Annotated in this window: 15 protein-coding genes, 3 tRNA genes and 1 pseudogene; 13 read left to right on the top strand and 6 right to left on the bottom strand. The window is 73.0% G+C overall.

Annotated features, from left to right (window positions below; translation table 11 throughout):
* Positions 1 to 89: 89 nt before the first annotated feature.
* Positions 90 to 827 (bottom strand): vancomycin high temperature exclusion protein, encoded by a 738-nt coding sequence (locus ACIPPS_RS22180; protein ID WP_401434737.1) that lies wholly within the window; start codon positions 825 to 827, stop codon positions 90 to 92.
* A 31-nt stretch (positions 828 to 858) separates the two neighbouring features.
* Positions 859 to 1,587: an aquaporin gene (locus tag ACIPPS_RS22175; RefSeq protein WP_401434734.1), complete on the bottom strand. Its 729-nt coding sequence runs from the start codon at positions 1,585 to 1,587 to the stop codon at positions 859 to 861.
* 66 nt (positions 1,588 to 1,653) lie between these two features.
* On the opposite strand from ACIPPS_RS22175, the gene ACIPPS_RS22170 reads away from it, so the two are divergent.
* The 6 genes and pseudogenes from ACIPPS_RS22170 to ACIPPS_RS22145 all read left to right on the top strand — a co-directional run.
* Positions 1,654 to 2,358 carry a hypothetical protein gene (locus ACIPPS_RS22170; protein ID WP_401434732.1) on the top strand — a complete coding sequence of 235 codons (705 nt, stop codon included), beginning with the start codon at positions 1,654 to 1,656 and terminating at the stop codon, positions 2,356 to 2,358.
* A 264-nt stretch (positions 2,359 to 2,622) separates the two neighbouring features.
* Positions 2,623 to 3,558, top strand: a complete 936-nt coding sequence (locus tag ACIPPS_RS22165) for a sirohydrochlorin chelatase (protein ID WP_401434729.1) — start codon at positions 2,623 to 2,625, stop codon at positions 3,556 to 3,558.
* A gap of 77 nt (positions 3,559 to 3,635) precedes the next feature.
* The gene (locus tag ACIPPS_RS22160) at positions 3,636 to 4,949 is read left to right on the top strand and encodes a deoxyguanosinetriphosphate triphosphohydrolase (protein WP_401434726.1); all 1,314 of its coding nucleotides are present in this window, start codon (positions 3,636 to 3,638) and stop codon (positions 4,947 to 4,949) included.
* A 134-nt stretch (positions 4,950 to 5,083) separates the two neighbouring features.
* Positions 5,084 to 6,346 (top strand): NAD(P)/FAD-dependent oxidoreductase, encoded by a 1,263-nt coding sequence (locus ACIPPS_RS22155; protein ID WP_401434723.1) that lies wholly within the window; start codon positions 5,084 to 5,086, stop codon positions 6,344 to 6,346.
* Positions 6,347 to 6,382: 36 nt separating this feature from the next.
* Positions 6,383 to 8,272: a DNA primase gene (gene dnaG / locus ACIPPS_RS22150; protein ID WP_401434720.1), complete on the top strand. Its 1,890-nt coding sequence runs from the start codon at positions 6,383 to 6,385 to the stop codon at positions 8,270 to 8,272.
* Between the two features lie 91 nt (positions 8,273 to 8,363).
* A pseudogene (locus ACIPPS_RS22145) lies at positions 8,364 to 9,500 on the top strand (RNA polymerase sigma factor); the annotation flags it as partial.
* Between the two features lie 45 nt (positions 9,501 to 9,545).
* Here the strand turns inward: ACIPPS_RS22145 and ACIPPS_RS22140 are convergent.
* The 4 genes from ACIPPS_RS22140 to ACIPPS_RS22125 all read right to left on the bottom strand — a co-directional run bounded on the left by ACIPPS_RS22140 (position 9,546) and on the right by ACIPPS_RS22125 (position 15,451).
* Positions 9,546 to 11,582, bottom strand: coding sequence for an ABC transporter ATP-binding protein (locus tag ACIPPS_RS22140; protein WP_401434718.1), 2,037 nt, complete (start codon positions 11,580 to 11,582; stop codon positions 9,546 to 9,548).
* Positions 11,582 to 13,315, bottom strand: coding sequence for an ABC transporter ATP-binding protein (locus ACIPPS_RS22135; RefSeq protein ID WP_401434716.1), 1,734 nt, complete (start codon positions 13,313 to 13,315; stop codon positions 11,582 to 11,584). Before ACIPPS_RS22135 ends, ACIPPS_RS22140 begins: the two co-directional genes overlap by 1 nt.
* A 114-nt stretch (positions 13,316 to 13,429) precedes the next feature.
* Positions 13,430 to 14,869, bottom strand: a complete 1,440-nt coding sequence (locus ACIPPS_RS22130) for an FGGY family carbohydrate kinase (RefSeq protein WP_401434713.1) — start codon at positions 14,867 to 14,869, stop codon at positions 13,430 to 13,432.
* A 279-nt stretch (positions 14,870 to 15,148) separates the two neighbouring features.
* Positions 15,149 to 15,451: a YtxH domain-containing protein gene (locus tag ACIPPS_RS22125; RefSeq protein WP_401434710.1), complete on the bottom strand. Its 303-nt coding sequence runs from the start codon at positions 15,449 to 15,451 to the stop codon at positions 15,149 to 15,151.
* A 168-nt stretch (positions 15,452 to 15,619) separates the two neighbouring features.
* On the opposite strand from ACIPPS_RS22125, the gene ACIPPS_RS22120 reads away from it, so the two are divergent.
* The 7 genes from ACIPPS_RS22120 to ACIPPS_RS22090 form a co-directional block, all read left to right on the top strand.
* Positions 15,620 to 15,692 (top strand) — tRNA-Asn (locus ACIPPS_RS22120).
* A gap of 5 nt (positions 15,693 to 15,697) precedes the next feature.
* A tRNA-Asn gene (locus ACIPPS_RS22115) sits at positions 15,698 to 15,770 on the top strand.
* Between the two features lie 176 nt (positions 15,771 to 15,946).
* Positions 15,947 to 16,023 (top strand) — tRNA-Ile (locus ACIPPS_RS22110).
* 492 nt (positions 16,024 to 16,515) lie between these two features.
* Positions 16,516 to 17,859 (top strand): crotonyl-CoA carboxylase/reductase, encoded by a 1,344-nt coding sequence (gene ccrA / locus ACIPPS_RS22105; protein WP_401434707.1) that lies wholly within the window; start codon positions 16,516 to 16,518, stop codon positions 17,857 to 17,859.
* Position 17,860: 1 nt separating this feature from the next.
* Entirely contained in the window at positions 17,861 to 18,859 is a 999-nt protein-coding gene (locus ACIPPS_RS22100; protein WP_401434705.1) for a 3-oxoacyl-ACP synthase III family protein, read from the top strand.
* Positions 18,856 to 19,758, top strand: coding sequence for a 3-hydroxybutyryl-CoA dehydrogenase (locus ACIPPS_RS22095; RefSeq protein ID WP_401434702.1), 903 nt, complete (start codon positions 18,856 to 18,858; stop codon positions 19,756 to 19,758). The genes ACIPPS_RS22100 and ACIPPS_RS22095 overlap by 4 nt, the downstream gene beginning before the upstream one ends.
* 151 nt (positions 19,759 to 19,909) lie before the next feature.
* Positions 19,910 to 24,271 (top strand): beta-ketoacyl synthase N-terminal-like domain-containing protein (locus ACIPPS_RS22090; protein WP_401434699.1); only part of this gene is annotated, 4,362 nt, incomplete at its 3' end.

The raw sequence follows: 24,271 nt of genomic DNA, 5'->3' as shown, positions 1-24,271 counted from the left end.
CGAGGACGGCCGCCTCGGCCCGGCGGGACCGCGCGGCGTGAGGAGCGGGGCGCGAGGACGGCCGCCTCGGCCCCACCGGAACGGTGCGGCTAGGGCGTCCTCGCCGATGCGAGCGCCTCCGTGACACCCGGTTCGCGCTCGCCGAGGAAGTGCGGGTCGGGCCGGAGCGTCGCGTCGAGCGCCGCCTTGCCCGCCGCTACGAGCTCCCGGACGCCGCCGTAGTAGAAGACGGAGTCGTGGGGCTCGACCACCTTCACGCCGTACGACTCGATGCCGGCCGCCCGGCAGAGCGCGACGGCCCGCTTGATGTGGAAGTCCTGGGTGACGAGGACGGCCCGGTCCACCCCGAAGATCCTCTTCGCGCGGACGCAGGAGTCCCAGGTGTCGAAGCCCGCGTAGTCGCTGACGATCCGCCCGTCCGGCACCCCGCGCGCGGTGAGGTACGTCCGCATCGCGTCGGGCTCGTCGTACTCGACGCGGCTGTTGTCGCCGGTGACGAGGACGACCCTGACCTTGCCCGCGCGGTAGAGCTCGGCGGCCGTGTCCAGCCGGTGCGCGAGGTACGGCGTCGGCCGTCCCTTCCAGAGGCCGGCGCCGAAGACGACGGCGACGTCCTGCGCGGGCACGTCGGCGGTGGAGCGCAGCCGGCTGTCGGCGACGGCGTGCGTCCAGGTGGCGGGGGCGAGGGCGAGGACGGTGCCGAGCATGACGGCCTGGACGGTGCGGCGGCGGGCCCGCGTGGTGCGGGGCAGCGGCGTGACCCGGGTGAGCCGGAGGGCGCCCCGCTTCAGCCGTGCCGGTACGCGTACGCGTCGCAGGCCGCGCATGGATGAACCTCCGTGGATCGTGACTGTCCCGTCACCCTGTTCGACGCGAACGCGAGCCGTTCGGTTCGCTCCGGCCGTACAGGAGGGCGGCGAGCGCGATGCCGACGAGGGCGCCGAGGAGTTGCGCGCCGACGAAGCCGGGCAGCGAGGCGGGGGCTATGCCGGTGAAGGAGTCGGAGAAGGAGCGGCCGACCGTCCCGGCCGGGTTGGCGAAGGAGCCGGAGGAGGTGAACCAGATCGCGGCCAGGAGATACCCGCCCACGGCGACCGGGGCGAGCGAGGAGCGGCCGATGCGGCGCAGCCCCTGGACGAGCAGGACGAGCCCGGCGGTGGCGACGGTCTCGCCGAGCAGGAGGTGGGAGTCCGAGCGGACCGCGGTGGCCCAGGTGCCCGGCGCCCGCCCGAACATGGCCTCGGCGAGCAGGGCGCCGGCGACGGCGCCGGCGAACTGGGCGGCGAGGTAGACGCTCACCTCGCGGGCCCCGGGGGCGCCGTCCTCGCCGCGCCGGGCCCACCACTCGGAGAGCGTGACGACCGGGTTGAGATGGCCCCCGGAGAGTGGGCCGAGGAGTGCGATGAGCAGGCCGAGCCCGAGCGCGGAGGCGAGCGAGTTGGCCAGCAGCTGCACCCCGACGTCCCGGCTGAGCGCGGTCGCCTGGATGCCCGAGCCGACGACGACGGCCACCAGCGCCGCGGTGCCGACGAGTTCGGCGGCCGCCCGTCTGAGCAGGCCCGGGGGAGGCGGAGAAGACATTCGCATGGTGGAAAAGATATTCCGCTAGATAAAAGAATGAGAGGGGAAGGGGGAAACCCGTACGATCCGCAGATGATCACCGAGGCGGCCCTCAACAACGCGGAGTGGTGCGAGGCGATGTGCCGCGCGCACGGCCGCCCCGGCGGATTCGGGCCCCGGGCCTGGACGAACAGCCGCCGGACCCCGCTCTACTACCCGGACGCGGTGACGCTGACCGCCGACGCGTCGGTACGGGACGTCCTCGACGGCATCGACCGGGAGGCCCCCGGAGCCTCGGTCAAGGACTCCTTCGCCCGCCTCGACCTGACCGCCGAGGGGTTCCGCCCGCTGTTCGAGGCGCGCTGGATCCTCCGGCCGGGGTGGCTCCCCGCCCCCGAGGTCACCGCGCCGACGGACACGTCGTGGCGCGCGGTCGGCACCGCGGCGGAGCTCCACGCCTGGGCCCTGGCGTGGAGCGGCGGTGACGCCGAAGAGGCGGCCCTCTTCCGCGCCGGACTCCTCGCCGACCCGGCGACGAGGGTCGTCGCGGGGTACGGCGCCGACGGCCGGATCGCCGGGGGAGCGGTGCTCAGCGACAGCGGCCGGGTCACCGGCGTCTCCAACCTCTTCGCCGCCGACGGCACCGACCCGGCCGAGACCTGGGCGGGCTGCCTGGGCCTCGTCGACGACGGCAGCCCCGTGGTCGGCTACGAGTCCGGCGACGACCTCGCGCCCGCGCTGGCCGTCGGCTTCGAGGAGCTCGGCCCGCTGCGCGTCTGGCTGGCGACCGACGCCTGACGGCGCCGCCGGGTGGACGGTGGGCCCCCGGCTCCGGATGGCGACCGACGCCCGACGGCGCCGCCGGGGCGGTGGGCGCCGGGCCCGCCGGCTCCGGATGGCGACCGGCGCCTGACAGCGCCGCCGGGGCGGTGGGCGCCGGGCCCGCCGGCTCCGGATGGCGACCGGCGCCTGACAGCGCCGCCGGGTGGACGGTGAGCCCACCGAAAACACTCGTGACGCCGACGCAACGGGGAGGCAACGCGGCGCCGTCAGGATCGGGGCATGACGGATCCGGGCACGACGGAGCGGGACTGCACCTTCGACAGCGCGGCCGAGCTGCTCGGCACGATCACCACGCGGCTCGGCGCGCAGCTGAGCCACGTCCGGCTGAACGGCGTCCGCCGCGACCGCCCCGCCCTCGTCGCCGTGGGCCACGGCAGCCGCGACCCCCGCGCCCGCGCCGCCCTCGTCCGGCTGGTCGAACGCGTCCGCGAACTCCGCCCCGGCCTCGACGTCGAGCTCGCCCACATCGAACTGGACGCCCCGCTCCTGACGGACGTCCTCACCACCCTCACGCCGCCCCACACCCCACCGGCCGGGGCTCCCGCGGCGGGCGGGCGTCGCGCCGTCCTCGTACCGCTGCTCTTCGGGCCCGGGTACCACGTCAAGCACGACCTGCCCGCCGCTGCCGCCGCCGTGCCCGGAGGCCGGGTGCGGATCGCCGCGCCGCTCGGCCCGCACCCGCTGCTCGTCGAGGCCCTCGCCGACCGCCTCGCCGAAGCGGGCTGGACCTCCGCCGACAGCGCCTCGCGCTCCACCGGGGTCGTGCTCGCGGCGGCCGGCTCCCGCGACCGCGAGGGGCTCCTCGCCGTCCGCCGGATCGCCGCCGCGCTCTCCGAGCGGCTCGGCGGCGTGCCCGTCGTCCCCGCGTACGCCTCCGCCGCCACGCCCACCGTCCCCGACGCGGTGCGCACGCTCGCCGCCCGGGGCCGCCACCGGGTCGCCGTCGCCTCCTGCTTCACCGCCCCCGGCTTCTTCGCGAGCCGCGCCGCCGCCCACGCCCCCTGGATCGCCTCCTCCCCGCTCGGCGCCCACCCCGCCCTCGCCCGCCTGGTCCTCCACCGCTACGACCAGGCCCTCACCGGCCCGGCCCCCACCGCCATGAACGCCCTCGCGCCCCACCCCGTGCCCACATGGCGAGAGTTCGCCTCCGCCTGAGCCGCCCCGCGTCACCGCCGGTCCGAAAGACGCGCACCACGGCCCCCACTGTCCGTCCCGCCGGTTACCTTCGGTGCATGGAAGGCTTCACGGACACCCCAGGCAGCACGGACACCCCCGGCTACGACGAGACCGCCACCGAGCGCTGGGCCGCCGAGCCCGACAAGCGCCCGGGGCGGACCGCCTTCCAGCGGGACCGCGCGCGCGTGCTGCACTCCAGCGCCCTGCGCCGGCTCGCGGGCAAGACCCAGGTCGTCACCCCCGGCTCCCGGAGCCACGCGTGGGACGCCAGCCCCCGCACCCGGCTCACCCACTCCCTGGAGTGCGCCCAGGTCGGGCGCGAGCTCGGCGCCGCGCTCGGCTGCGACCCGGACCTGGTCGAAGCGGCCTGCCTCGCCCACGACATGGGCCACCCGCCCTTCGGGCACAACGGCGAGGTCGCGCTGAACGAGTTCGCCAAGGACTGCGGCGGCTTCGAGGGCAACGCCCAGTCGCTGCGCCTGCTCACCCGTATCGAGCCCAAGCGGTTCATGGCGGACGCCGTCACCGGCGAGCCGGTCAGCGTCGGCCTCAACCTCACCCGCGCCGCGCTCGACGCCGCGACCAAGTACCCCTGGCCGCGCGGCGGTCACCCCGAGGACCCCGACTCGTCCAAGTTCGGGGTGTACGAGGACGACCTGCCCGTCTTCCGGTGGGCCCGGCAGGGCGCACCCGCGCACCGCAAGTGCTTCGAGGCCCAGGTCATGGACTGGGCCGACGACGTCGCGTACTCCGTCCACGACTTCGAGGACGGCCTGCACGCCGGCCACATCGACCCGAACATGCTCTTCGCCGAGCCCGAGCGCGCCGACATCTGGCGCGTCGCCATCGGCCGGTACGTGCCCGAGGACACCGACCCGCAGGAGCTCGCCGACGCCCTCGACCGGCTCGTCGACCAGGACTGGTGGCCGCACGGCTACGACGGATCGGCCGTCGCCCAGGCCCGGCTCAAGGACGCCACCAGCCAGCTCATCGGCCGGTTCTGTCTCTCCGCCGAGGGCGCCACCCGCCAGGCATGGGGCTCCGGCCGCCTCACCCGGTACGGGGCCGAGCTCGTCGTCCCCCGCGAGACCCGGAACGAATGCGCCGTCCTCAAGGCCGTCGCCGACCGGTACGTCATGCAGCGCGCCGAGCAGGAGGCCCTCCGCGCCGACCAGCGCATCGTCCTCGCCGAGCTCGCCGAGGCCCTCACCGCCCGCGCCCCCGAAGGACTCGACCCGCAGTTCCGCGCCCTCTTCGACACGGCCGGGGACGACAGGGCGCGCAAGCGGGTGATCGTCGACCACATCGCGTCCCTCACCGACGCCTCCGCCCGCACCCTCCACGCCCGCCTCCGCCACCACCCTTCCTGACGGCCGGCGGCGCGCACCGGCCCCCTTCCGCCATCACGCTCCGTGCGGGACGCTCGCCTCAGGGCCCGAGGCGGTAACGGTCGCCGAACGCCCGGAGGCGTAGCGTAGAAGCGGTCGCAACGAGGAGGCATCAAGTGGTCGACGCAGATCAGACCTTCGTCATCGTCGGCGGAGGCCTGGCCGGGGCCAAGGCGGCGGAGACGCTCCGCTCCGAGGGGTTCACCGGCCGGGTGATCCTCATCGGCGACGAGCGCGACCACCCCTACGAACGCCCACCGCTCTCCAAGGGCTACCTCAACGGCAAGGAGGAGCGCGACAGCGCCTTCGTCCACGAGGCCGCCTGGTACGCCCGCGCCGAGGTCGAGCTGCACCTCGGGCAGCCCGTCACCACCATCGACCGCGAGGCCCGCACCGTACGCCTCGGTGACGCCACCACCATCCGTTACGACCGGCTGCTGCTCGCCACCGGCTCCGAGCCGCGCCGCCTGGACCTGCCCGGCACCGACCTGGCCGGCGTGCACCACCTGCGCCGGCTCGCCCACGCCGACCGGCTGCGCCACGTCCTGGCCGCCCTCGGCCGCGACAACGGCCACCTGGTGATCGCGGGCGGCGGCTGGATCGGTCTCGAGGTCGCCGCCGCGGCCCGCGGCTACGGCGCCGAGGTCACCGTCGTCGAGTCCGAGCCCACCCCGCTCCACCAGGTCCTCGGGCCCGAGCTCGGCCAGCTCTTCGCCGACCTGCACACCGAGCACGGCGTCCGCTTCGTCTTCGGCGCCCGGCTCGCCGAGATCGTCGGCCAGGACGGCATGGTCCTCGCCGTCCGCACCGACGACGGCGAGGAGTACCCCGCGCACGCCGTCCTCGCCGCGATCGGCGCCGCCCCGCGCACCGCCCTCGCCGAGGCCGCCGGCCTCGCCCTGGTCGACCGCGCCCACGGCGGCGGCATCGCCGTCGACGCCTCGCTGCGCACCTCCGACCCGGACATCTTCGCGGCCGGCGACGTCGCCGCCGCCCAGCACCCGCTCCTGAACACCCGGCTGCGGGTCGAGCACTGGGCCAACGCCCTCCACGGCGGCCCGGCCGCCGCCCGCGCCATGCTGGGACAGCACGTCTCGTACGACCGCGTCCCGTACTTCTTCTCCGACCAGTACGACCTCGGCATGGAGTACTCCGGCTGGGCCCCGCCCGGCTCCTACGACCAGGTCGTGATCCGCGGCGACGCCGGCAAGCGGGAGTTCATCGCCTTCTGGCTCAAGGACCGCACGGTGCTCGCCGGGATGAACGTGAATGTGTGGGACGTCACAGAGTCGATCCAGAAGCTCATCCGCGACCGGTCCCCGGTGGACCCCGACGCCCTCGCGGACCCCTCCGTCCCCCTGGAGAGCCTCGCTCGGTAGGGGCAGCCGCCCGGTCCGCCCACGTAGACTTCCCGCGTGGCAGGCAGGATCAACGATGACGACGTGAAGGCGGTCCGGGACGCGGTCCCGATCGACGCCGTCGTGTCCGAGTACCTCCAGCTCCGCAACGCCGGCGGTGGCAACCTCAAGGGGCTGTGCCCCTTCCACGACGAGAAGTCGCCCTCCTTCCAGGTCAGCCCGAGCAAGGGCCTGTTCCACTGCTTCGGCTGCCAGGAGGGCGGCGACACCATCGCCTTCGTGATGAAGATCGACCACCTCTCCTTCTCGGAGACGGTCGAGCGCCTCGCCGCGAAGGCGGGCATCACCCTGCGGTACGAAGAGGGCGGCTACAACCCCGGCCACCAGCGCGGCGAGCGCATCCGGCTGGTCGAGGCGCACAAGGCCGCCGCCCAGTTCTACGCCGACCAACTCGACTCGCCCGAGGCCGAGATCGGCCGGAAGTTCCTCGCCGAACGCGGCTTCGACCAGGCCGCCGCCGCGCACTTCGGCGTCGGCTACTCCCCGGCCGGCTGGGACCACCTCACCCGCTACCTGCGCGGCAAGGGCTTCTCCGACAAGGAGCTGATCCTCTCCGGGATCTCCCAGGACGGCCGCCGCGGCCCCATCGACCGGTTCCGCGGCCGGCTGATGTGGCCGATCAAGGACGTCGGCGGCGACGTCGTCGGCTTCGGCGCGCGCAAGCTCCGCGACGACGACAACGGACCCAAGTACCTCAACACGCCCGAGACGCCGATCTACAAGAAGTCCCAGGTGCTCTACGGCATCGACCTGGCCAAGAAGGACATCGCCAAGGTCAGCCGGGCCGTCGTCGTCGAGGGCTACACCGACGTCATGGCCTGCCACCTGGCCGGCGTCACCACCGCCATCGCCACCTGCGGCACCGCCTTCGGCGGCGACCACATCAAGATCCTCCGCAGGCTCCTGATGGACAACGGCTCGGCCCGGGTCATCTTCACCTTCGACGGCGACGCGGCCGGCCAGAAGGCCGCTCTGCGCGCCTTCGAGGACGACCAGAAGTTCGCCGCCGAGACCTACATCGCCATCGCCCCCGACGGCATGGACCCCTGCGACCTGCGCCTCGCCAAGGGCGACCAGGCCGTCGCCGAGCTGGTCGAGCCACGCACCCCGCTCTTCGAGTTCGCGCTGCGCCAGATCGTCCGGCGGTACGACCTGGAGACCCCGGCGGGCCGGGCCGCCGCCCTCGACGAGGCCGCGCCGATCGTCGCCCGGATCAAGAACATCGCCTCCCAGCACGAGGTCGCCGTCCAGCTCGCCGGCATGCTCGGCATCCTCGACACCCCGTTCGTCGTCAAGCGCGTCGCCCAGATCGCCCGCTGGCAGCGCGACCGCGGCGGCCGGGGCGGACCGGGCCCGGCGACCCCGCAGCGTACGTACGACACCCCGGCACCCGCCGTGACCGGCGGCCCCGCGCTCAACCTGCGCAGCCCCGCGCACCGCACCGAGCGCGAGCTGCTCAAGCTGGCGCTCCAGCGCCCGGAGCTGGTCTCCCCGGCCTTCGACGCGTACGGCGTGGACGAGTTCACCGCCCCGCCCTACGCGGCCGTCCGCCAGTGCGTCCAGGAGGCGGGCGGCGCCACCGACGCGCCCTCCGACTACCTGGCCGCCGTCCGCGAGGCCGCCCCCAACGACACCGTCCGCGCGCTCGTCACCGAACTCGCCGTCGAGACGATCTTCGGCAAGGTCGTCGACGAGGTCTACGCGGGCGCCCAGCTCGTCTCGGTCCGGCTGCGCGCCGTGGACCGCCGCATCCGCGACATCCAGGGCACCCTGGCCCGCCTCGGATCGAACGGTGACCCGGCCCAAGTGGCCGCCGTGCAGAACGAGTTGTGGGTGCTCACCCAGTACGCGCAGTCGCTGCGCACCAACGGCGCCGCCGCGCTCTGACGTTCGGTCACCTTCCGAACTCAAAAAGTCACCGCACGCCCCTCGTGGCGGCGATGTGTCGTACCCCACACTGGGCAGCGGTGCCTGAGCCCCCGGAGCACCGGCAGCGATCACCGTGGAGGTCGCCCCCGTGCAGACCCAGACCCTGTCCCCGACGGATGTCGTGCCCGGGCAGCGCCCGGCCGCCCACCACCCGGAGACGCCCGCCCCCGCAGAGCCGGCCGAGGGATCCGATCCGCCGGAGCCCACCGAGTTCGTGGACGACACGCCCGAACCGGAGCCGGTCCCGCGCCGCGTCACCGACCTCGGCGGGAACGGGCCCTCCTCCGACCTCTTCCGCCAGTACCTGCGCGAGATAGGCCGCATACCGCTGCTCACCGCCGCCGACGAGGTCGAGCTCGCCCGTCGCGTCGAGGCCGGGCTCTTCGCCGAGGCGAAGCTCGCGGGCACCCCCGATCTGGACTCGCGGCTGGCGCTCGACCTGGACCGGCTCGTCGTCCTCGGCCGGATGGCCAAGCGCCGGCTCATCGAGGCCAATCTGCGGCTCGTCGTCTCCGTCGCCAAGCGGTACGTCGGGCGCGGCCTGACCATGCTCGACCTGGTCCAGGAGGGGAACCTGGGCCTGATCAGGGCCGTGGAGAAGTTCGACTACGCGCGCGGCTACAAGTTCTCCACGTACGCGACCTGGTGGATCCGCCAGGCGATGTCCCGGGCCCTCGCCGACCAGGCCCGGACCATCCGCGTCCCCGTCCATGTCGTCGAGCTCATCAACCGCGTGATCCGGGTCCAGCGCCGGATGCTCCAGGAGCGCGGCTACGAACCCACCCCGGAAGAGGTCGCCGCCCAGCTCGACCTGGCCCCCGAGCGGGTCGGCGAGGTGCTGCGGCTCGCCCAGGAGCCGATCTCCCTGCACGCCCCCGTCGGCGAGGAGGACGACGTCGCGCTCGGCGACCTCATCGAGGACGGCGACGCGACGAGCCCGGTGGAGTCGGCGGCCTTCCTGCTGCTGCGCGAGCACCTGGAGGCCGTCCTCTCCACCCTGGGCGAGCGCGAACGCAAGGTGGTCCAGCTCCGCTACGGCCTCGACGACGGCAGGCCCCGCACCCTGGAGGAGATCGGCCGGCTCTTCGGCGTGACGCGCGAACGCATCCGCCAGATCGAGTCGAAGACCCTCAACAAGCTGCGGGACCACGCCTTCGCGGACCAGCTGCGGGGTTACCTGGACTGACCGTCCGGCGACCCTCCGGTCAGTCGACCGCGGGCGGGCCTCCGGTCAGTCGACCTCCACGACCGCCTGCGCGAACTGGGCCGCGTACAGCCGTGCGTACGCCCCGCCGGAGGCCAACAGCTCGTCGTGCGTGCCCTGTTCGACGATCGAGCCGCTCTCCATCACCAGGATCACGTCCGCGTCCCGGATGGTGGAGAGCCGGTGCGCGATCACGAACGACGTGCGGCCGTGGGCCAGTCGCGCCATCGCCTTCTGGATGAGGACCTCGGTACGGGTGTCGACCGAGCTGGTCGCCTCGTCCAGGACGAGGATCACCGGGTCGGACAGGAAGGCCCGGGCGATGGTGATCAGCTGCTTCTCACCGGCGCTGACGTTCCCGCCCTCGTCGTCGATGACCGTGTCGTAGCCGTCGGGGAGGGTCCGGACGAAGCGGTCGGCGTGGGCCGCCCGCGCCGCCTCCTCGATCCGCTCCCGCGTGACCTCGCCGCTCGCGCCGTACGCGATGTTCTCGGCGATCGTGCCGCCGAAGAGCCAGGTGTCCTGGAGGACCATGCCGATCCCGGACCGCAGCTCCTCGCGGGGCATCGCCGAGATGTCCACCCCGTCGAGAGTGATCCGGCCGCCGGTCACCTCGTAGAAGCGCATCAGCAGGTTCACCAGCGTGGTCTTGCCGGCGCCGGTGGGGCCGACGATCGCGACGGTCTGGCCCGGCTCGACCGTCAGGGACAGGTCCTCGATGAGCGGCTTGTCCGGCTCGTAGCGGAACGCCACGTCCTCCAGCGCCACCTTGCCCACCGTCACCCTGCCCGCCGCCGGCTCGCCCAGCGCCACCGTGCCCACCACCGGCTCGCCCAGCGCCACCGCCCCCGCCGCGGACTTGGCCGGCGCCACCGCGCCCGCCGCCACCGAAGGCCGCTCGGTCGAGGCCGGGGCGTCCGGGCTCTGCTCCTCGGCGTCGAGGAGCTCGAAGATCCGCTCGGCGGACGCGACACCCGACTGCACCAGGTTCGCCATCGACGCGACCTGCGTCAGCGGCATCGAGAACTGGCGGGAGTACTGGATGAACGCCTGCACGTCACCGATCGACAGCGTGCCGCTCGCCACCCGCAGACCGCCGACGACGGCGACCAGCACGTAGTTGATGTTCGAGATGAAGAACATCACCGGCTGCATCACGCCACTGTTGAACTGGGCCTTGAACCCGGCCTCGTACAGCGCCTCGTTCTGCTCGCGGAAGTCGGCCGCCGACTCGGCCTGCCGGCCGAAGACCTTCACCAGCGCGTGGCCGGTGTACATCTCCTCCACATGGGCGTTCAGGGTGCCCGTGGACTTCCACTGCTGTACGAAGTGCGGCTGCGAGCGCTTGCCGACCTTCGTCGCCACGACCACCGACACCGGCACGGTCACCAGCGCCACCAGCGCGAGCAGCGGCGAGATCCAGAACATCATCGCCAGCACGCCGACGATGGTCAGCAGCGAGTTGATCAGCTGCCCCATCGACTGCTGGAGCGTCTGCGAGATGTTGTCGATGTCGTTCGTGGCCCGGCTCAGCACCTCACCGCGCTTGGCCCGGTCGAAGTACGACAGCGGCAGCCGCGCCAGCTTCGCCTGGACGTCCTCCCGCATCCGGTACACGGTCCGGTTGATCACCTTGATCGACATCCGGGTCGACACCAGCATGAGCAGACCGGCCGCCACGTAGATCGCCAGGACCCACAGCAGCACCTCGCCGACCGACGTGAAGTCGATGCCCTGCCCGGGGGTGAAGTCCACCCCCGACAGCATGTCCGCCATCCCGCCGTCGCCCTCGGCCCGCAGGCCCGCGATCGCCTGCGCCTTCGTGGTGCCGTCGGGCATCTGCCGCCCGACCACGCCCGCGAAGATCAGATCGGTCGCCTTGCCGAGGATCTTCGGGCCGACCACCGACGCCGCCACGCTGAGCACACCGGCGATCAGCATCAGCCACAGCGCGCCGCGCTCGGGCGCCAGCTGCCGCAGCAGCCGCTTGCCGGAGCCCTTGAAGTCCATCGACCGCTGGTCGGGGCCGCCACCGGCCATCATTCGTCCGCCAGGACCGGCCATCAGGCTGCCTCCGCCTCGGTCAGCTGGGAGAGCACGATCTCCCGGTACGTCTCATTGCCCGCCATCAGCTCGTGATGGCGTCCGGCGCCCACGACCCGGCCCTCGTCGAGGACCACGATGCGGTCCGCCTCGCGGATGGTCGACACCCGCTGCGCGACGATCACCACCGTCGAGTCCGCCGTCTCCGCCTTCAGCGCCTCCCGCAGCAGGGCGTCGGTCCGGTAGTCCAGCGCCGAGAAGGAGTCGTCGAAGAGATAGATCTCCGGCCGCTGCACCAGCGTCCGCGCGATGGCGAGCCGCTGCCGCTGACCGCCGGACACATTGGTGCCGCCCTGCGCGATCGGCGCGTCCAGACCGTGCTCCAGCTCCCTGACGAAGTCGGCCGCCTGCGCGACCTCCAGCGCGTGCCACAACTCCTCGTCCGACGCGTCGGGCTTGCCGTACCGCAGGTTCGTCGCGACCGTGCCGGAGAAGAGGTACGGCTTCTGCGGGACGAGCCCCACCGTCCGCGCCATCAGCTCCGGAGCCAGCTTCCGTACGTCCACGCCGTCGACGAGCACCTCGCCGCCGGTCACGTCGAAGAGGCGTGGCACCAGGCCCAGCAGCGTCGACTTGCCGCTGCCGGTCGACCCGATGATCGCCGTCGTCTCGCCCGGCCGCGCCACCAGCTCCACGTCCCGCAGGACCGACTCCTCGGCGCCCGGGTAGCGGAAGTCCGCGCCGCGCACCTCCAGATGACCGCGCCGCCCCAGCTCGCGCACCGGCTCGGCCGGCGGTACGACGCTGCTCCCGGTGGAGAGGACCTCCTCGATGCGCTCGGCGCACACCTCGGCGCGCGGCACCATCATGAACATGAAGGTGGCCATCATCACGGCCATCACGATCTGCATCAGATAGGCGAGGAAGGCGGTCAGCGCGCCGATCTCCATCCCGCCGCTGTCGATCCGGTGCGCCCCGAACCAGACCACCGCGACGCTGGAGATGTTCACGACCGTCATCACGGTCGGGAACATCAGCGCCATCAGCCGGCCCGTCGCCATGGAGACGTCGGTCAGCTCGGTGTTGGAGACCTTGAACCGCTCGCGCTCGTAGTCGTCCTTCACGAAGGCCCGGATCACGCGGTTGCCGGTGATCTGCTCGCGCAGCACCCGGTTCACCGTGTCGAGCCGCTCCTGCATCGTCCGGAACAGCGGGCGCATCCGCCTGACGATCAGCGACACCGCCACGGCGAGCACCGGCACGACCGCGATCAGCACCGCCGACAGCGGTACGTCGAGACTCAGGGCCATGACGATGCCGCCGACGCACATGATCGGCGCCGAGACCATCAGTGTGAACGCCATCAGGACCAGCATCTGGACCTGCTGGACGTCGTTGGTCGTACGGGTGATCAGCGACGGGGCGCCGAACTGCCCGACCTCGCGGGCCGAGAAGGACTGCACCCGGTCGAAGACCGCCGCGCGGACGTCCCGGCCGAGGGCGGAGGCGGTCCTGGCGCCGTAGTACACCGCGCCGACGTTGCAGACGACCTGGACCACGGAGACGGCGACCATCAGGGCGCCGAACCGCAGGATGTAGCCGGTGTCCCCGTTGACGACACCGTTGTCGATGATGTCGGCGTTCAGGGTCGGCAGGTAGAGGGACGCGCAGGTCTGCAGGAACTGCAGCAGGACCAGCAGACCGATGGGCTTCTTGTACGGTCGAAGGTGGGTTCGGAGAAGTCGTAGGAGCACGGGTCCTACTATCGCCCGCGCCCCCACGGCGTTACGACCGGGTTTTGTCGAGTCTTGAACGGACTCCTCTACCAGCCGAATCCCCGCCGCGACACCCCGTCGCCCGCGAGGCCGCTACGCGCCGAACGCTCCCGGGTGGATCTGCTCCCGGGTGGCCGTGTACTGCTGCCGTACCGCCTGACCGACCGCGAGCTCCTCGCCCGGCTCGAAGATCTGCGCGGCGGCGCCCTGCCAGGCCGGGGGAGCGGTCGGCGAGAGCGTGCCCCGGGCGGCCCCGAGCGCCCACGCGGCCTGCCGGGCCGCGCCAAGCGCCGCGTAGTCCGCGGGCTGCGGGACGACGACCTGGGCGCCGAAGATCGCGGGAGCGATCGCCTGGACGGCGGGCAGCCCGGCCGCCGCGCCGAGCAGGAACACCCGGCGCACCTCGACGCCGCGTCCGCGCAGGACGTCCATGGCGTCGGTGAGCGAGCAGAGCATGCCCTCGAACGCGGCCCGGGCGAGGTGCTCGGGCTTCATCGACTCGCGTCGCAGCCCGCTGAGCGTGCCGGCGGTGTGCGGCAGCTGCGGGGTGCGCTCGCCCTCCAGGTACGGGAGCAGGACGAGCCCGGAGGCGCCCGGCGTCGACTTGAGGGCCAGCGCCGACAGCTCGTCCAGGCTCTCCGCGCCGAGCATCTCGGCGGTCCCGCGCAGCGCCCGGACCGCGTTGGAGGTGTGGACGACCGGCAGGTGCATCCCGGTCGCGTCCGCGAAGGAGGTGATCAGACCCTGCGGGTCGGCGAGCGCCTCGTGGTGCACGGCCATCACCGAGCCGGAGGCGCCGAGGGAGACGACCGCGTCGCCGACGGCGAGGCCGAGCCCGAACGCGGCGGCCATCGTCTCGCCCGTACCGGCGGAGATCAGCAGCCCCTCGGGGGTGGTGCCGGCCGCCTCGGCGGGGCCGAGCACCTCGGGCAGGACGGCCTGGTGACCGAGGGCCAGCTCCACGAGGTCGGGACGGTACGCGCCGGAGCCGGCCGACCAGTAGCCGGTGGCGGAGGCGGCACCGCGGTCGGTGGTGCGGCGCGCGGGGCGGCCGAGGAGCTGCCAGACCAGCCAGTCGTGCGGCTGGAGGAGCATCGCGACGCGCTGGGCGTGCTCCGGCTCGGTGCGGGCCAGCCAGCGGAGCTTGGCGACCGGCTGCCCGGCCTGCGGTACGGAGCCGACGGCCTCGGCCCAGGCCTGCCGCCCGCCGAACGCCTCGACCAGGTCGGCCGCGGCCACCTGCGCGCGCTTGTCGTTGCCGACCAGCGCGGGCCGGACGAGTCCGCCCTGCGCGTCGAGCGGCACGAGCCCGTGCTGCTGGGCGGAGACCCCGATGGCCTCCACCCCTTCGAGCAGCCCGCCCCCGGCCGCCTCGCCGAGCGAGAGCAGCCAGGCCTGCGGGTCGACATCGGTGGCCTTGGGCTCACCCGGGTGCGGGGCGTACCCCTGACGCAGTACGGCACCCGTGTCCGCGTCGCAGACGACGATGCGTGTGAACTCGGCAGAGCTGTCCAAGCCGGCGACTATCCCCATGGGAGGAGATTCTGCCGCACGCGGGGGAGTAAGGGGAGCGCGTGCGGGGTAAGGGGGCCGCTTTCGGCCCGGAGACGGCCCCGCGGGAAGACCGCGGCGGCCGACCCCAAACCCCAGGAACCCTGAACCAGGGCCGCCGCGCCGCCCGCGCGACACATGCCGACCGACCGCGCGACGCGACCCGCGTCACACGGCCGCGTCAGGCGCCGCGCACGGCGGCCCGGTCACGGACCGAGCCGCGCGACCGCGGTCGGGCGGGCTGCGCCCGGAGGGCCCGGCTCAGGTGTTGGTCACACCCCACTCGTCCTCGGTCACCTGGCCGTTGTTGTGGCGGAGTGTGTGAATCCGGTCGGTGACCGAGGCGGGGATCCTGTCGCCCACCTTGTCGCTCACCGCGTGGAACGCCTTGCCGGCGACCTGGCGGCCGGTCTGCGCCGCGGACTCGGCGGCGTTGCGGACCGCCGGGTTCTGCGAGATCTCCCTGGCCGACTTCTTCATCTGCTCGTAGCGCTCGCGCCCGGCGCGCGTCCCGATGACGAAACCGAGGGCCAGCCCCACGACGAACGTCAGCTTGTACCGCACGGCGGCACCACCTTCCCTTGAGCTTCCCTGTTGCCTCACTGGTGCCCACGAGCGCCCACGGCATACCGATTGGCGGAGCACCCCCCTGCTTGCGCTAATGTATGTGTCGCAGCGAAGGCGCGCCGCCCGGGGACACCCGAGGTGGATCCGTTCGGTGCAACGCAGCAATCCCCTGTAGCTCAATTGGCAGAGCAGCCGGCTGTTAACCGGCAGGTTACTGGTTCGAGTCCAGTCGGGGGAGCGCGATCCCCTGTAGCTCAATTGGCAGAGCATTCGGCTGTTAACCGGAGGGTTGCTGGTTCGAGTCCAGCCGGGGGAGCGAGCGAAGAAGGACCCCTAGGGGTCCTTTTTCTTTTGCCCGGGAACCGTGCGCCACGCCGCGCTGTCCTCATGGTCGAGCAGTCCGCAGCGGTGGCCGACCATCCGGAGCAGGAGATCGTATGAGCGGCTATGCTGCGGCAGACGGCGCGCACACATGTACGCGCCACGCGGTAAGGGGCGGTAGCTCAGCCGGTTAGAGCAGCGGACTCATAATCCGTCGGCCGTGGGTTCGAGTCCCACCCGCCCCACCACAAGCAGAAACGTCATGACCAGCCGAAACGCTGGTTTCATCACGCTAGCACCGGTGTGGCCTGCGTCACGTGAGCGGCGCGCCGGAGAAGCGTACGTTTTATCGGGGTCTGGCCACGGCCGGCCCATTCTTGACGCGTTCTTCGCGTCGAGCCTCCTGCACGGTCGCCTCTGCCTCCGTCGATTCCCCCCCGCCCGCCGAGTCCGTCGGCGTCCCCACCCCTGCTCGCAGGGGTTCCCCACCCCAGTGCCCGGGGCGCGGCCACCCCCTCTCCGGGGGTCGGGAGCGTGGGGAGTGGCTAGGGGGCGGTTAAGGGTGGGGGTGCGGCTCCGGGATGCGTAACGTCGTTCGTACCGGGGCGCTCGATGGCTCACAGCGCGGTGAGGAAGAGCCCCGTGTTCCCGCACCCACAGCTCGGTCACCTGCGGACGCAGTGCCGTCCGCCGCTGCCGCCGTGCGCGTGCGCTGTCGAGCTCATCAAGGAGGGGGAGACATGGATGCTCTGGCCGAGGCCGTGCTCGCAGGGGCCGGACCGGACGAGCTGGAACGGCACGCGTTACCCGCGGAGTACCTGGCCGCGCATCTGCGTGCGGCGGACGTGGACATGTTCGCCGGCATCGAGGACCGGGACGTCCGGAAGTCGCTGCAGGTGGGGCGGGTGCCGATGCCCGAGCTCGCGCCGGACGAGGTCGTCGTCGCGGTCATGGCGAGTTCGGTGAACTACAACACCGTCTGGTCCGCCACGTTCGAGCCGAAGCCCACCTTCGACTTCCTCGAGCGGTACGGCCGCCAGGGCGGCGACGCGGCCAGGCACGACCTGCCGCACCACGTCCTCGGCTCGGACGCCGCCGGCGTCGTGGTCCGGGTCGGCGCCGGGGTCCGCCGCTGGAAGGCAGGCGACCACGTCGTGGTCTCCTGCGTCCAGGTCGACGCGGAGGAGCCCGCGACCCACGCCGACGCGATGCTCGGCGCCGAGCAGCGCATCTGGGGCTACGAGACGAACTTCGGCGGCCTCGCCCACTACAGCGTCGTCCGCGCGAGCCAGCTGCTGCCCAAGCCCGGCCATCTGACCTGGGAGGAGGCCGCCGGTGTCATGCTGACGGCAGCGACCTCCTACCGGATGCTCGTCAGCGACAAGGGCGCCCGCGTCAAGCAGGGCGACATCGTGCTGATCTGGGGCGCGACCGGCGGGCTCGGCGCCTTCGCCGTCCAGATGGTGAAGAACGCGGGCGGCATCCCGGTCGGGGTCGTCGGCTCCCCGCGCAAGGCCGAGCTCCTGCGCCGACTGGGCTGCGACGTGGTCATCGACCGCTCGGAGATCGGCCTCGGCGGCGACACCGCCCCCAGCCCGGAACGGACCATCGCACTCGGCAAGGCGCTCGGCCGCGAGATCCGGCGCCAGGTCGGCGAGGACCCGCACATCGTCTTCGACTACATCGGCAGGGCCACCTTCGGCATCTCGGTCTTCGTCGTCCGCCCCGGCGGCACCGTCGTCACCTGCGGCTCCAGCACCGGCTACGACCACCACTTCGACAACCGCTACCTGTGGATGAACCTGAAGCGCGTCGTCGGCAGCCACGCCGCGAACCTCCAGGAGCAGGCCGAGTGCAACCGGCTCTTCCGGCTCGGGCACCTCTCCCCGATCCTCTCCGAGGTCTACCCGCTCGCCGAGGTCGGCGAGGCGGCACGGCTCGTCCAGGAAAACCGCCACACCGGCAAGGTCGGCGTACTCTGCCTCGCACCCGAGGAAGGCCTCGGGGTCACCGACCCCGAACTCCGCGCCCGCCTCGGCGAAGAGCGCATCAACCCCCTGCGCGCGACCACAGGGGCGGTCTGACATGACGGACCGACACATAGGGATCCTCGCCACGGGCTCCTACCTGCCCAAGCGCGAGGTCGACAACGAGGAGATCGCCGCCCGTGTAGGGGTCACCCCGGAGTGGATCGAGCGGAAGACCCAGATCCGCTCGCGGCGCTACGCCGCCCCCTACGAAGCCACCTCCGACCTCGCCACGCGCGCCGCCGAGAACGCCCTCGAACAGGCCGGACTGGCAGCGGACCAGATCGACTACCTCATCGTCTCCACCTCGACGGGCGACTTCCCCCAGCCTCCTACCTCCTACCTCGTGCAGACGGCCCTGGGCGCCGTCAACGCCGCCTGCTTCGACGTCAACGTCGTCTGCAGCGGATTCGTCTACGCCCTCGAGCTGGCCCGCTGCCTCGTGGCGGCGGCACCCGACAGCCGGGTCCTCGTCATCGGCGCCGACCTCTACTCGCGCATCCTCGACTTCGACGACCGCCGCACCGCCGTCCTCTTCGCGGACGGCGCCGGCGCCGCCGTGGTCGGCGCGGTGCCCGCCCCGTACGGGATCATCGGCGTCGACCTCGCCAGCCGCGGCGACGCCCACGGCCTCATCCGGGTCGAGGCCGGCGGCAGCCGGAACCCGGCCTCGGAGAGCACCGTCGCCGAAGGCGGCCACTTCTTCCGCATGGACGGCCGAGGCGTACGGGACTTCGTCACCGACCACGTCCCGCAGGCGCTCGGCGGGCTCGCCCGGCGCACCGGCGTGGACCTCGAACGGGTCGACCACTTCGTGCCCCACCAGGCCAACGGCGTCCTGCTCAGCGACGTCGTGGAGCGTGCGGGACTGACCCGCGCGGTGACCCACCGCACCTTGCGCACGTACGGAAACGTGGGCAGCGCGTCGGTTCCCGTCGCTCTCGACGACGCCCATCGCAGCGGGGCGCTGTCCCCGGGGCAGCTGGTGCTGCTCGCCGGATTCGGCGGCGGCATGTCCATCGGAGCGGCACTTCTCACCTGGGGGACCGGAGCATGACGGAGCGCGTGACGGATACGAAGACGACCGCCGGCGCCGACCCCGCCATCCGGCGCGTCGGTATCGTCGGCAGCGGCATCATGGGCAGCGGCGTCGCCGAACTGTGCGCCCGCGCCGGACTCGACGTCATCGTCCAGGTCTCCTCCGCCGGCTCCCTCGTCACCGGACCGCAGCGGCTGACCCGCTCCCTCGACCGGGGTGTCACCAAGGGGAAGCTGACGGAGCAGGAGCGCGACGCGGCCCTCGGCCGGGTCTCCTTCACCCGCGACCTCGGCGAACTGGCCGACCGGCAGCTCGTGATCGAGGCCGTCAAGGAGGACGAAGCGCTCAAGCTGGAGCTGTTCACCACCCTCGACAAGATCCTCACGGACCCGGACGCGATCCTCGCCTCCAACACCTCCTCGCTGCCGATCGTGCGGCTCGCCGGCGCCACCCACCGGCCCGGCCAGGTGCTCGGCATGCACTTCTTCAACCCCGCCCCGGTCATGCCGCTGGTCGAGATCGTCGACTCCGTGCTCACCGAGCCGGCGGTGAGCGCCAGGGCACTCGCCTTCGTCAAGGACGTCCTCGGCAAGAAGCCGATCACGTCCCCCGACCGGGCCGGCTTCGTCGTGAACGCCCTGCTCTTCCCGTACCTCCTCTCGGCCGTCCGGATGCTCGACTCCGGCCTCGCGACGGCCCAGGTCATCGACGACGGCATGGTCCACGGCTGCTCGCACCCCATGGGGCCGCTCCGTCTTGTCGACCTCATCGGTGTCGACACCACCGTCTCCATCGCGCAGGCGATGTACGAGGAGTTCAAGGAGCCGCTCTACGCGCCTCCGCCGCTGCTGCTGCGCATGGTCGACGGCGGCCTGCTCGGCAAGAAGTCCGGCCGCGGCTTCTACACGTACGGCTGATCCGCGCCGCCTTCCCTCCCCCTCTCTCTCCCCCTTCTCCTTTGCGTCTCCCTCCCCGCACCCCTCCAGCACATCTCGCCGCGCCCCTTCAGCACACCTTTTGCCGCGCCCCTCAGCGTGCCCGCGCGCCCACGGAAAGGACGAGCACACCATGGACACTGCAGTGCCCGAGGAGCCCATCGCCGTCGTCGGGATGGCCTGCCGCTTCCCCGGAGCGGCGGGGCCCGAGGCGTACTGGCGGCTGCTCACGGCCGGCGAGAGCGCGGTGTCCGACCGGTCGCCCGACGCCCGTCCCGGCCTCCCGGCCGGGGCGGTCGACCGGCCGGCCGGATTCCTCGACGGTGTCGAGGAGTTCGATCCCGAGTTCTTCGGGATCACCCCGCGGGAGGCGGCGGCCATCGACCCGCAGCAGCGCCTCATGCTCGAACTCGTCTGGGAGGCGCTGGAGAACGCCGGAGTCGTCCCGGGCACGCTCCGGGGGGCACGGGCCGGTGTCTTCGTCGGCGCGATCTGGGACGACTACGCCAAACTGGCCCACGAGCACGGCTCCGACGCCCTCACCCACCACACCATCACCGGCGTCAGCCGGGGCATCATCGCCAACCGGGTCTCCTACGTCCTCGGCCTGCGCGGCCCCAGCCTCGTCGTCGACACCGCCCAGTCCTCCTCGCTGGTCGCCGTCCAGCTCGCCTGCGAGAGCCTGCGCAAGGGCGACTCCGAGGTGGCCCTCGCGGGTGGCGTCAGCCTGAACCTGGTTCCCGAGGGCTTCGCCGTCGCCGAACGGTTCGGCGCGCTGTCGCCCGACGGCCGCACGTACACCTTCGACGAGCGTGCCAACGGTTACGTACGGGGTGAGGGCGGCGGTGTCGTCGTCCTGAAGACCCTGAGCCGGGCCCGCGCGGACGGCGACACCGTCCACGGTCTCGTCCTCGGCGGCGCCGTCAACAACGACGGCGGCGGCGACAACCTCACCGCCCCGCACGGCGCCGCGCAGGAGGAAGTGCTGCGCCGCGCGTACGAGCGGGCGGGTGCCGACCCCGCGGCCGTCCGCTTCGTCGAGCTGCACGGCACCGGCACCCCCCTCGGCGACCCCATCGAGGCGGCCGCGGTCGGCGCCGTCCTCGGGCAGGGCAGCGGCCGGGCGGCCCGGACCCCGCTGCTCGTCGGCTCGGTGAAGCCCAACATCGGCCACCTGGAGGGCGCCGCGGGCATCGCGGGCCTCATCAAGGCGGTCCTCTCGCTGCGGGAGCGGGCGCTCCCCGCGAGTCTCGGTTTCCGCTCCGCCAACCCCGCCATCCCCCTCGACGACCTCCGTCTGCGTGTCAACGACCGCCTCAGCCCGCTGGAGACCACGGAGGGCGACGGCCGGCTCCTCGCGGGTGTCTCGTCGTTCGGCATGGGCGGCACCAACTGCCACCTCGTCCTCGCAGACCCGGGGACGGTCGCGGAAACGGCGGAGGCGGCGGAAACGGCGAGACCGTCGGCGCGGACGGAGTCGCCCCAGGCCCTGGCGGCCGTCTCCGTACCCGTCCCGATCGCGGTGTCCGGCCGCACCCCCGACGCCCTGCGCGCCCAGGCCGACGCCCTGCGCGCCCACCTGGAGACCCACCCCGAGCAGCGCCTCGACGACATCGCCCACTCGCTGGCCGTCACCCGCACCCACTTCGAGCACCGCGCGCTCGTCCTCGCCGAAGGCCCCGACGCGGCGCGGACCGCGCTCGCCGGGCTCGCCGCCGGGAGCGCCCCCGCCACAGCGACGACGGGAACCGTCCGCCCCGGCGGGCTCGCCTTCCTCTTCACGGGCCAGGGCAGCCAGCGCACGGGCATGGGCCGGGAGCTGTACGCCACGTACCCCGTGTTCGCCACGGCCCTGGACGAGGTCTGCGCCCTTCTCGACGAACACCTCGACCGGCCCCTGCGCGAGGTCATGTTCGGAACCGGAACCGGAACCGGGACCGAGACCGGGGCCGGGACCGGAACCGGGACCGCAACCGAGACCGGAACCAAGACCGCCGAGGACCCGGCGGGTGCTGAGGACGGCGACGGACCCCTGCACCGCACCGCGTACACGCAGCCCGCGCTCTTCGCCTACGAGACCGCGCTCTTCCGCCTGTTGACCCACTGGGGCCTCGCCCCCGACGTCGTCGTCGGCCACTCCGTCGGCGAGATCGCCGCGGCCCACTGCGCCGGGGTCCTCTCCCTGAAGGATGCCGCCGCCCTCGTCGTGGCGCGCGGCCGGCTCATGCAGGACCTGCCGGCCGGCGGGGCCATGGTCTCCGTCCAGGCCTCCGAGGAGGAGGTGTCGCCCACCCTCGCCGGTCTGGAGGACCGGGTCTCCGTCGCCGCCGTCAACGGCCCCCTGTCCACCGTGGTCGCCGGCGACGAGGACGCCGTGCTCGAACTCGCCGAACTGTGGCGGGCCCGCGGGCGCAAGGCCACCCGCCTGCGCGTCAGCCACGCGTTCCACTCGCCCCGCATGGACCCGATGCTCGACGCCTTCCGCGAGGTGGCGGCCGGCCTCGACTACCGGGCGCCCCGCATCGACGTGGTGTCCAACCTGACGGGCCGTGCCGTCGACGCCGAAGCCATCGCCACGCCCGAGTACTGGGTGCGGCACGCCCGCGAGGCCGTCCGCTTCCACGACGGCATGCACGCGCTCGCGGCACGGGACGTGCGCCTCTTCCTGGAGATCGGACCGGACGCGGTCCTCGCCGCCATGGGCCGCGACTGCCTGCCGGACCGGGAGGGCGCCGTGTTCGCCGCGACCGCCCGGCGCGGCAGGCCCGAGGTGCCCGCGCTGCTCGGCGCGCTCGCCGCCGTCCACACCAACGGGGCCACCGTGGCGTGGGAGCGGACCACGGTCCACGACGGAGCTCGCAGAGCGCCCCTGCCGACGTACGCCTTCCAGCGCCGTCCTTACTGGCTGCCGACGCCCGCCGGCGGAGGGAGGCGTGCCCTCCCTCGGGGCGGCGCCTGGAGACCGCTCGACGTCGCTCACCTGGCGGAACCGTCCGGGCTCTGGGCCCTCTTGGGCCACGACGGCTTCGGCCTCGCCACGGCCCTCACCACCGCCACCGGAGGCGTGGCCGTCCACCCGGACGTGACCACCCTGGCGGCCGCGTCGCAGGCCGGGGCGCCCGAGGTGATCCTCGTACCATGCCCCGTACCGGCGCTCGACGGGTCGATCCTCGACCAGGTGCGCGCCTGCCTCGCGGACGACCGCCTCACCGGATCGCGCGTCGTGTGCGTCACCCGCGGCGCCGTCTCCACCGGCGTCGAGGTCAGGGTCGAGGACGGCGCGCCGGACCCGGCCGGCGGCACGCTGTGGGACCGGCTCCGCGCCCTGGGCGCCGAGCACCCGGGCCGGGTCGGCCTGCTGGACCTGGGCAGGGTTCGGGAGTCGCTGCGGGCGCTGCCCGCCGCGATCGCCTCGGGCGAGCCGGAGATCGCCCTGCGCGACGGCGCCCTCTGGGCGCCGGGCGGCGGGCGTGCGCCGGCTCCCGCCGCGGGCGTCGCCCCGGCGGACACGGCCGCCGCGCCGGGCGCTGCCGGGCTCGCCGGCCGGGTCGTGGGACTGCCCAGGGAGGAGGCCGAGCGGCTGGTCGACGAGGCCGTCCGCACCGATGTCGCCGCCGTCATGGGGTACGCCTCGGCGGACGCCGTCGACACCGTACGCACCTTCAAGGGGCTCGGGTTCGACTCCCTCACCGCCGTGGAGCTGGGCGACCGGCTGAGCACGACCACCGGGCTCCGCCTCCCGGCCACGCTGATCTTCGACCACCCCACGACCGACGCCGTCGTCCGGTTCGTGCGCGACGAACTCCTCGGCACGGCCGATGAGTCCACGCCCGCCCGGACCGCCTCCGGCCCCGGCGCCCAGGAGGACGACCCGATCGTCGTCGTGGGTATGGGGTGCCGGTATCCGGGTGGGGTGGCTTCGCCGGAGGATCTGTGGCGGTTGGTGGAGTCGGGTCGTGACGCGGTCTCGGGGTTTCCGGTGGATCGTGGGTGGGATCTGGAGGAGTTGTACGACCCGGGGGCTGAGCGTCCGGGGACGTCGTATACGCGTGAGGGTGGCTTCCTGCACGAGGCGGCCGAGTTCGACGCGGAGTTCTTCGGGATCTCGCCGCGTGAGGCGTTGGCGATGGATCCGCAGCAGCGTTTGTTCCTGGAGGTGTCGTGGGAGGCGCTGGAGCGGTCCGGGATCGATCCGGCCGCGCTGCGCGGCTCCACCACCGGCGTCTACGCCGGAACGTTCACCTTCCGCGACCAGGGCGACGGCGGACAGGGCGGGGCCGAGGGACAGCGGATGACCGGCAGCGCGGCGAGCGTCCTGTCGGGCCGGGTGGCGTACTCGTTCGGTCTTGAGGGGCCGGCGGTGACGGTGGACACGGCGTGTTCGTCGTCGCTGGTGTCGCTGCACATGGCGGTGCAGGGGTTGCGTCAGGGGGATTGTTCCTTGGCGTTGGTGGGTGGGGTGACGGTGATGTCGTCGCCGGGGACGTTTGTGGAG

The organism is Streptomyces sp. NPDC090127 (assembly GCF_044746945.1).
Taxonomy (GTDB): domain Bacteria; phylum Actinomycetota; class Actinomycetes; order Streptomycetales; family Streptomycetaceae; genus Streptomyces.
Note: the sequence above shows the minus strand (reverse complement) of the source record. Positions and strands in the feature narration are given on the sequence as shown.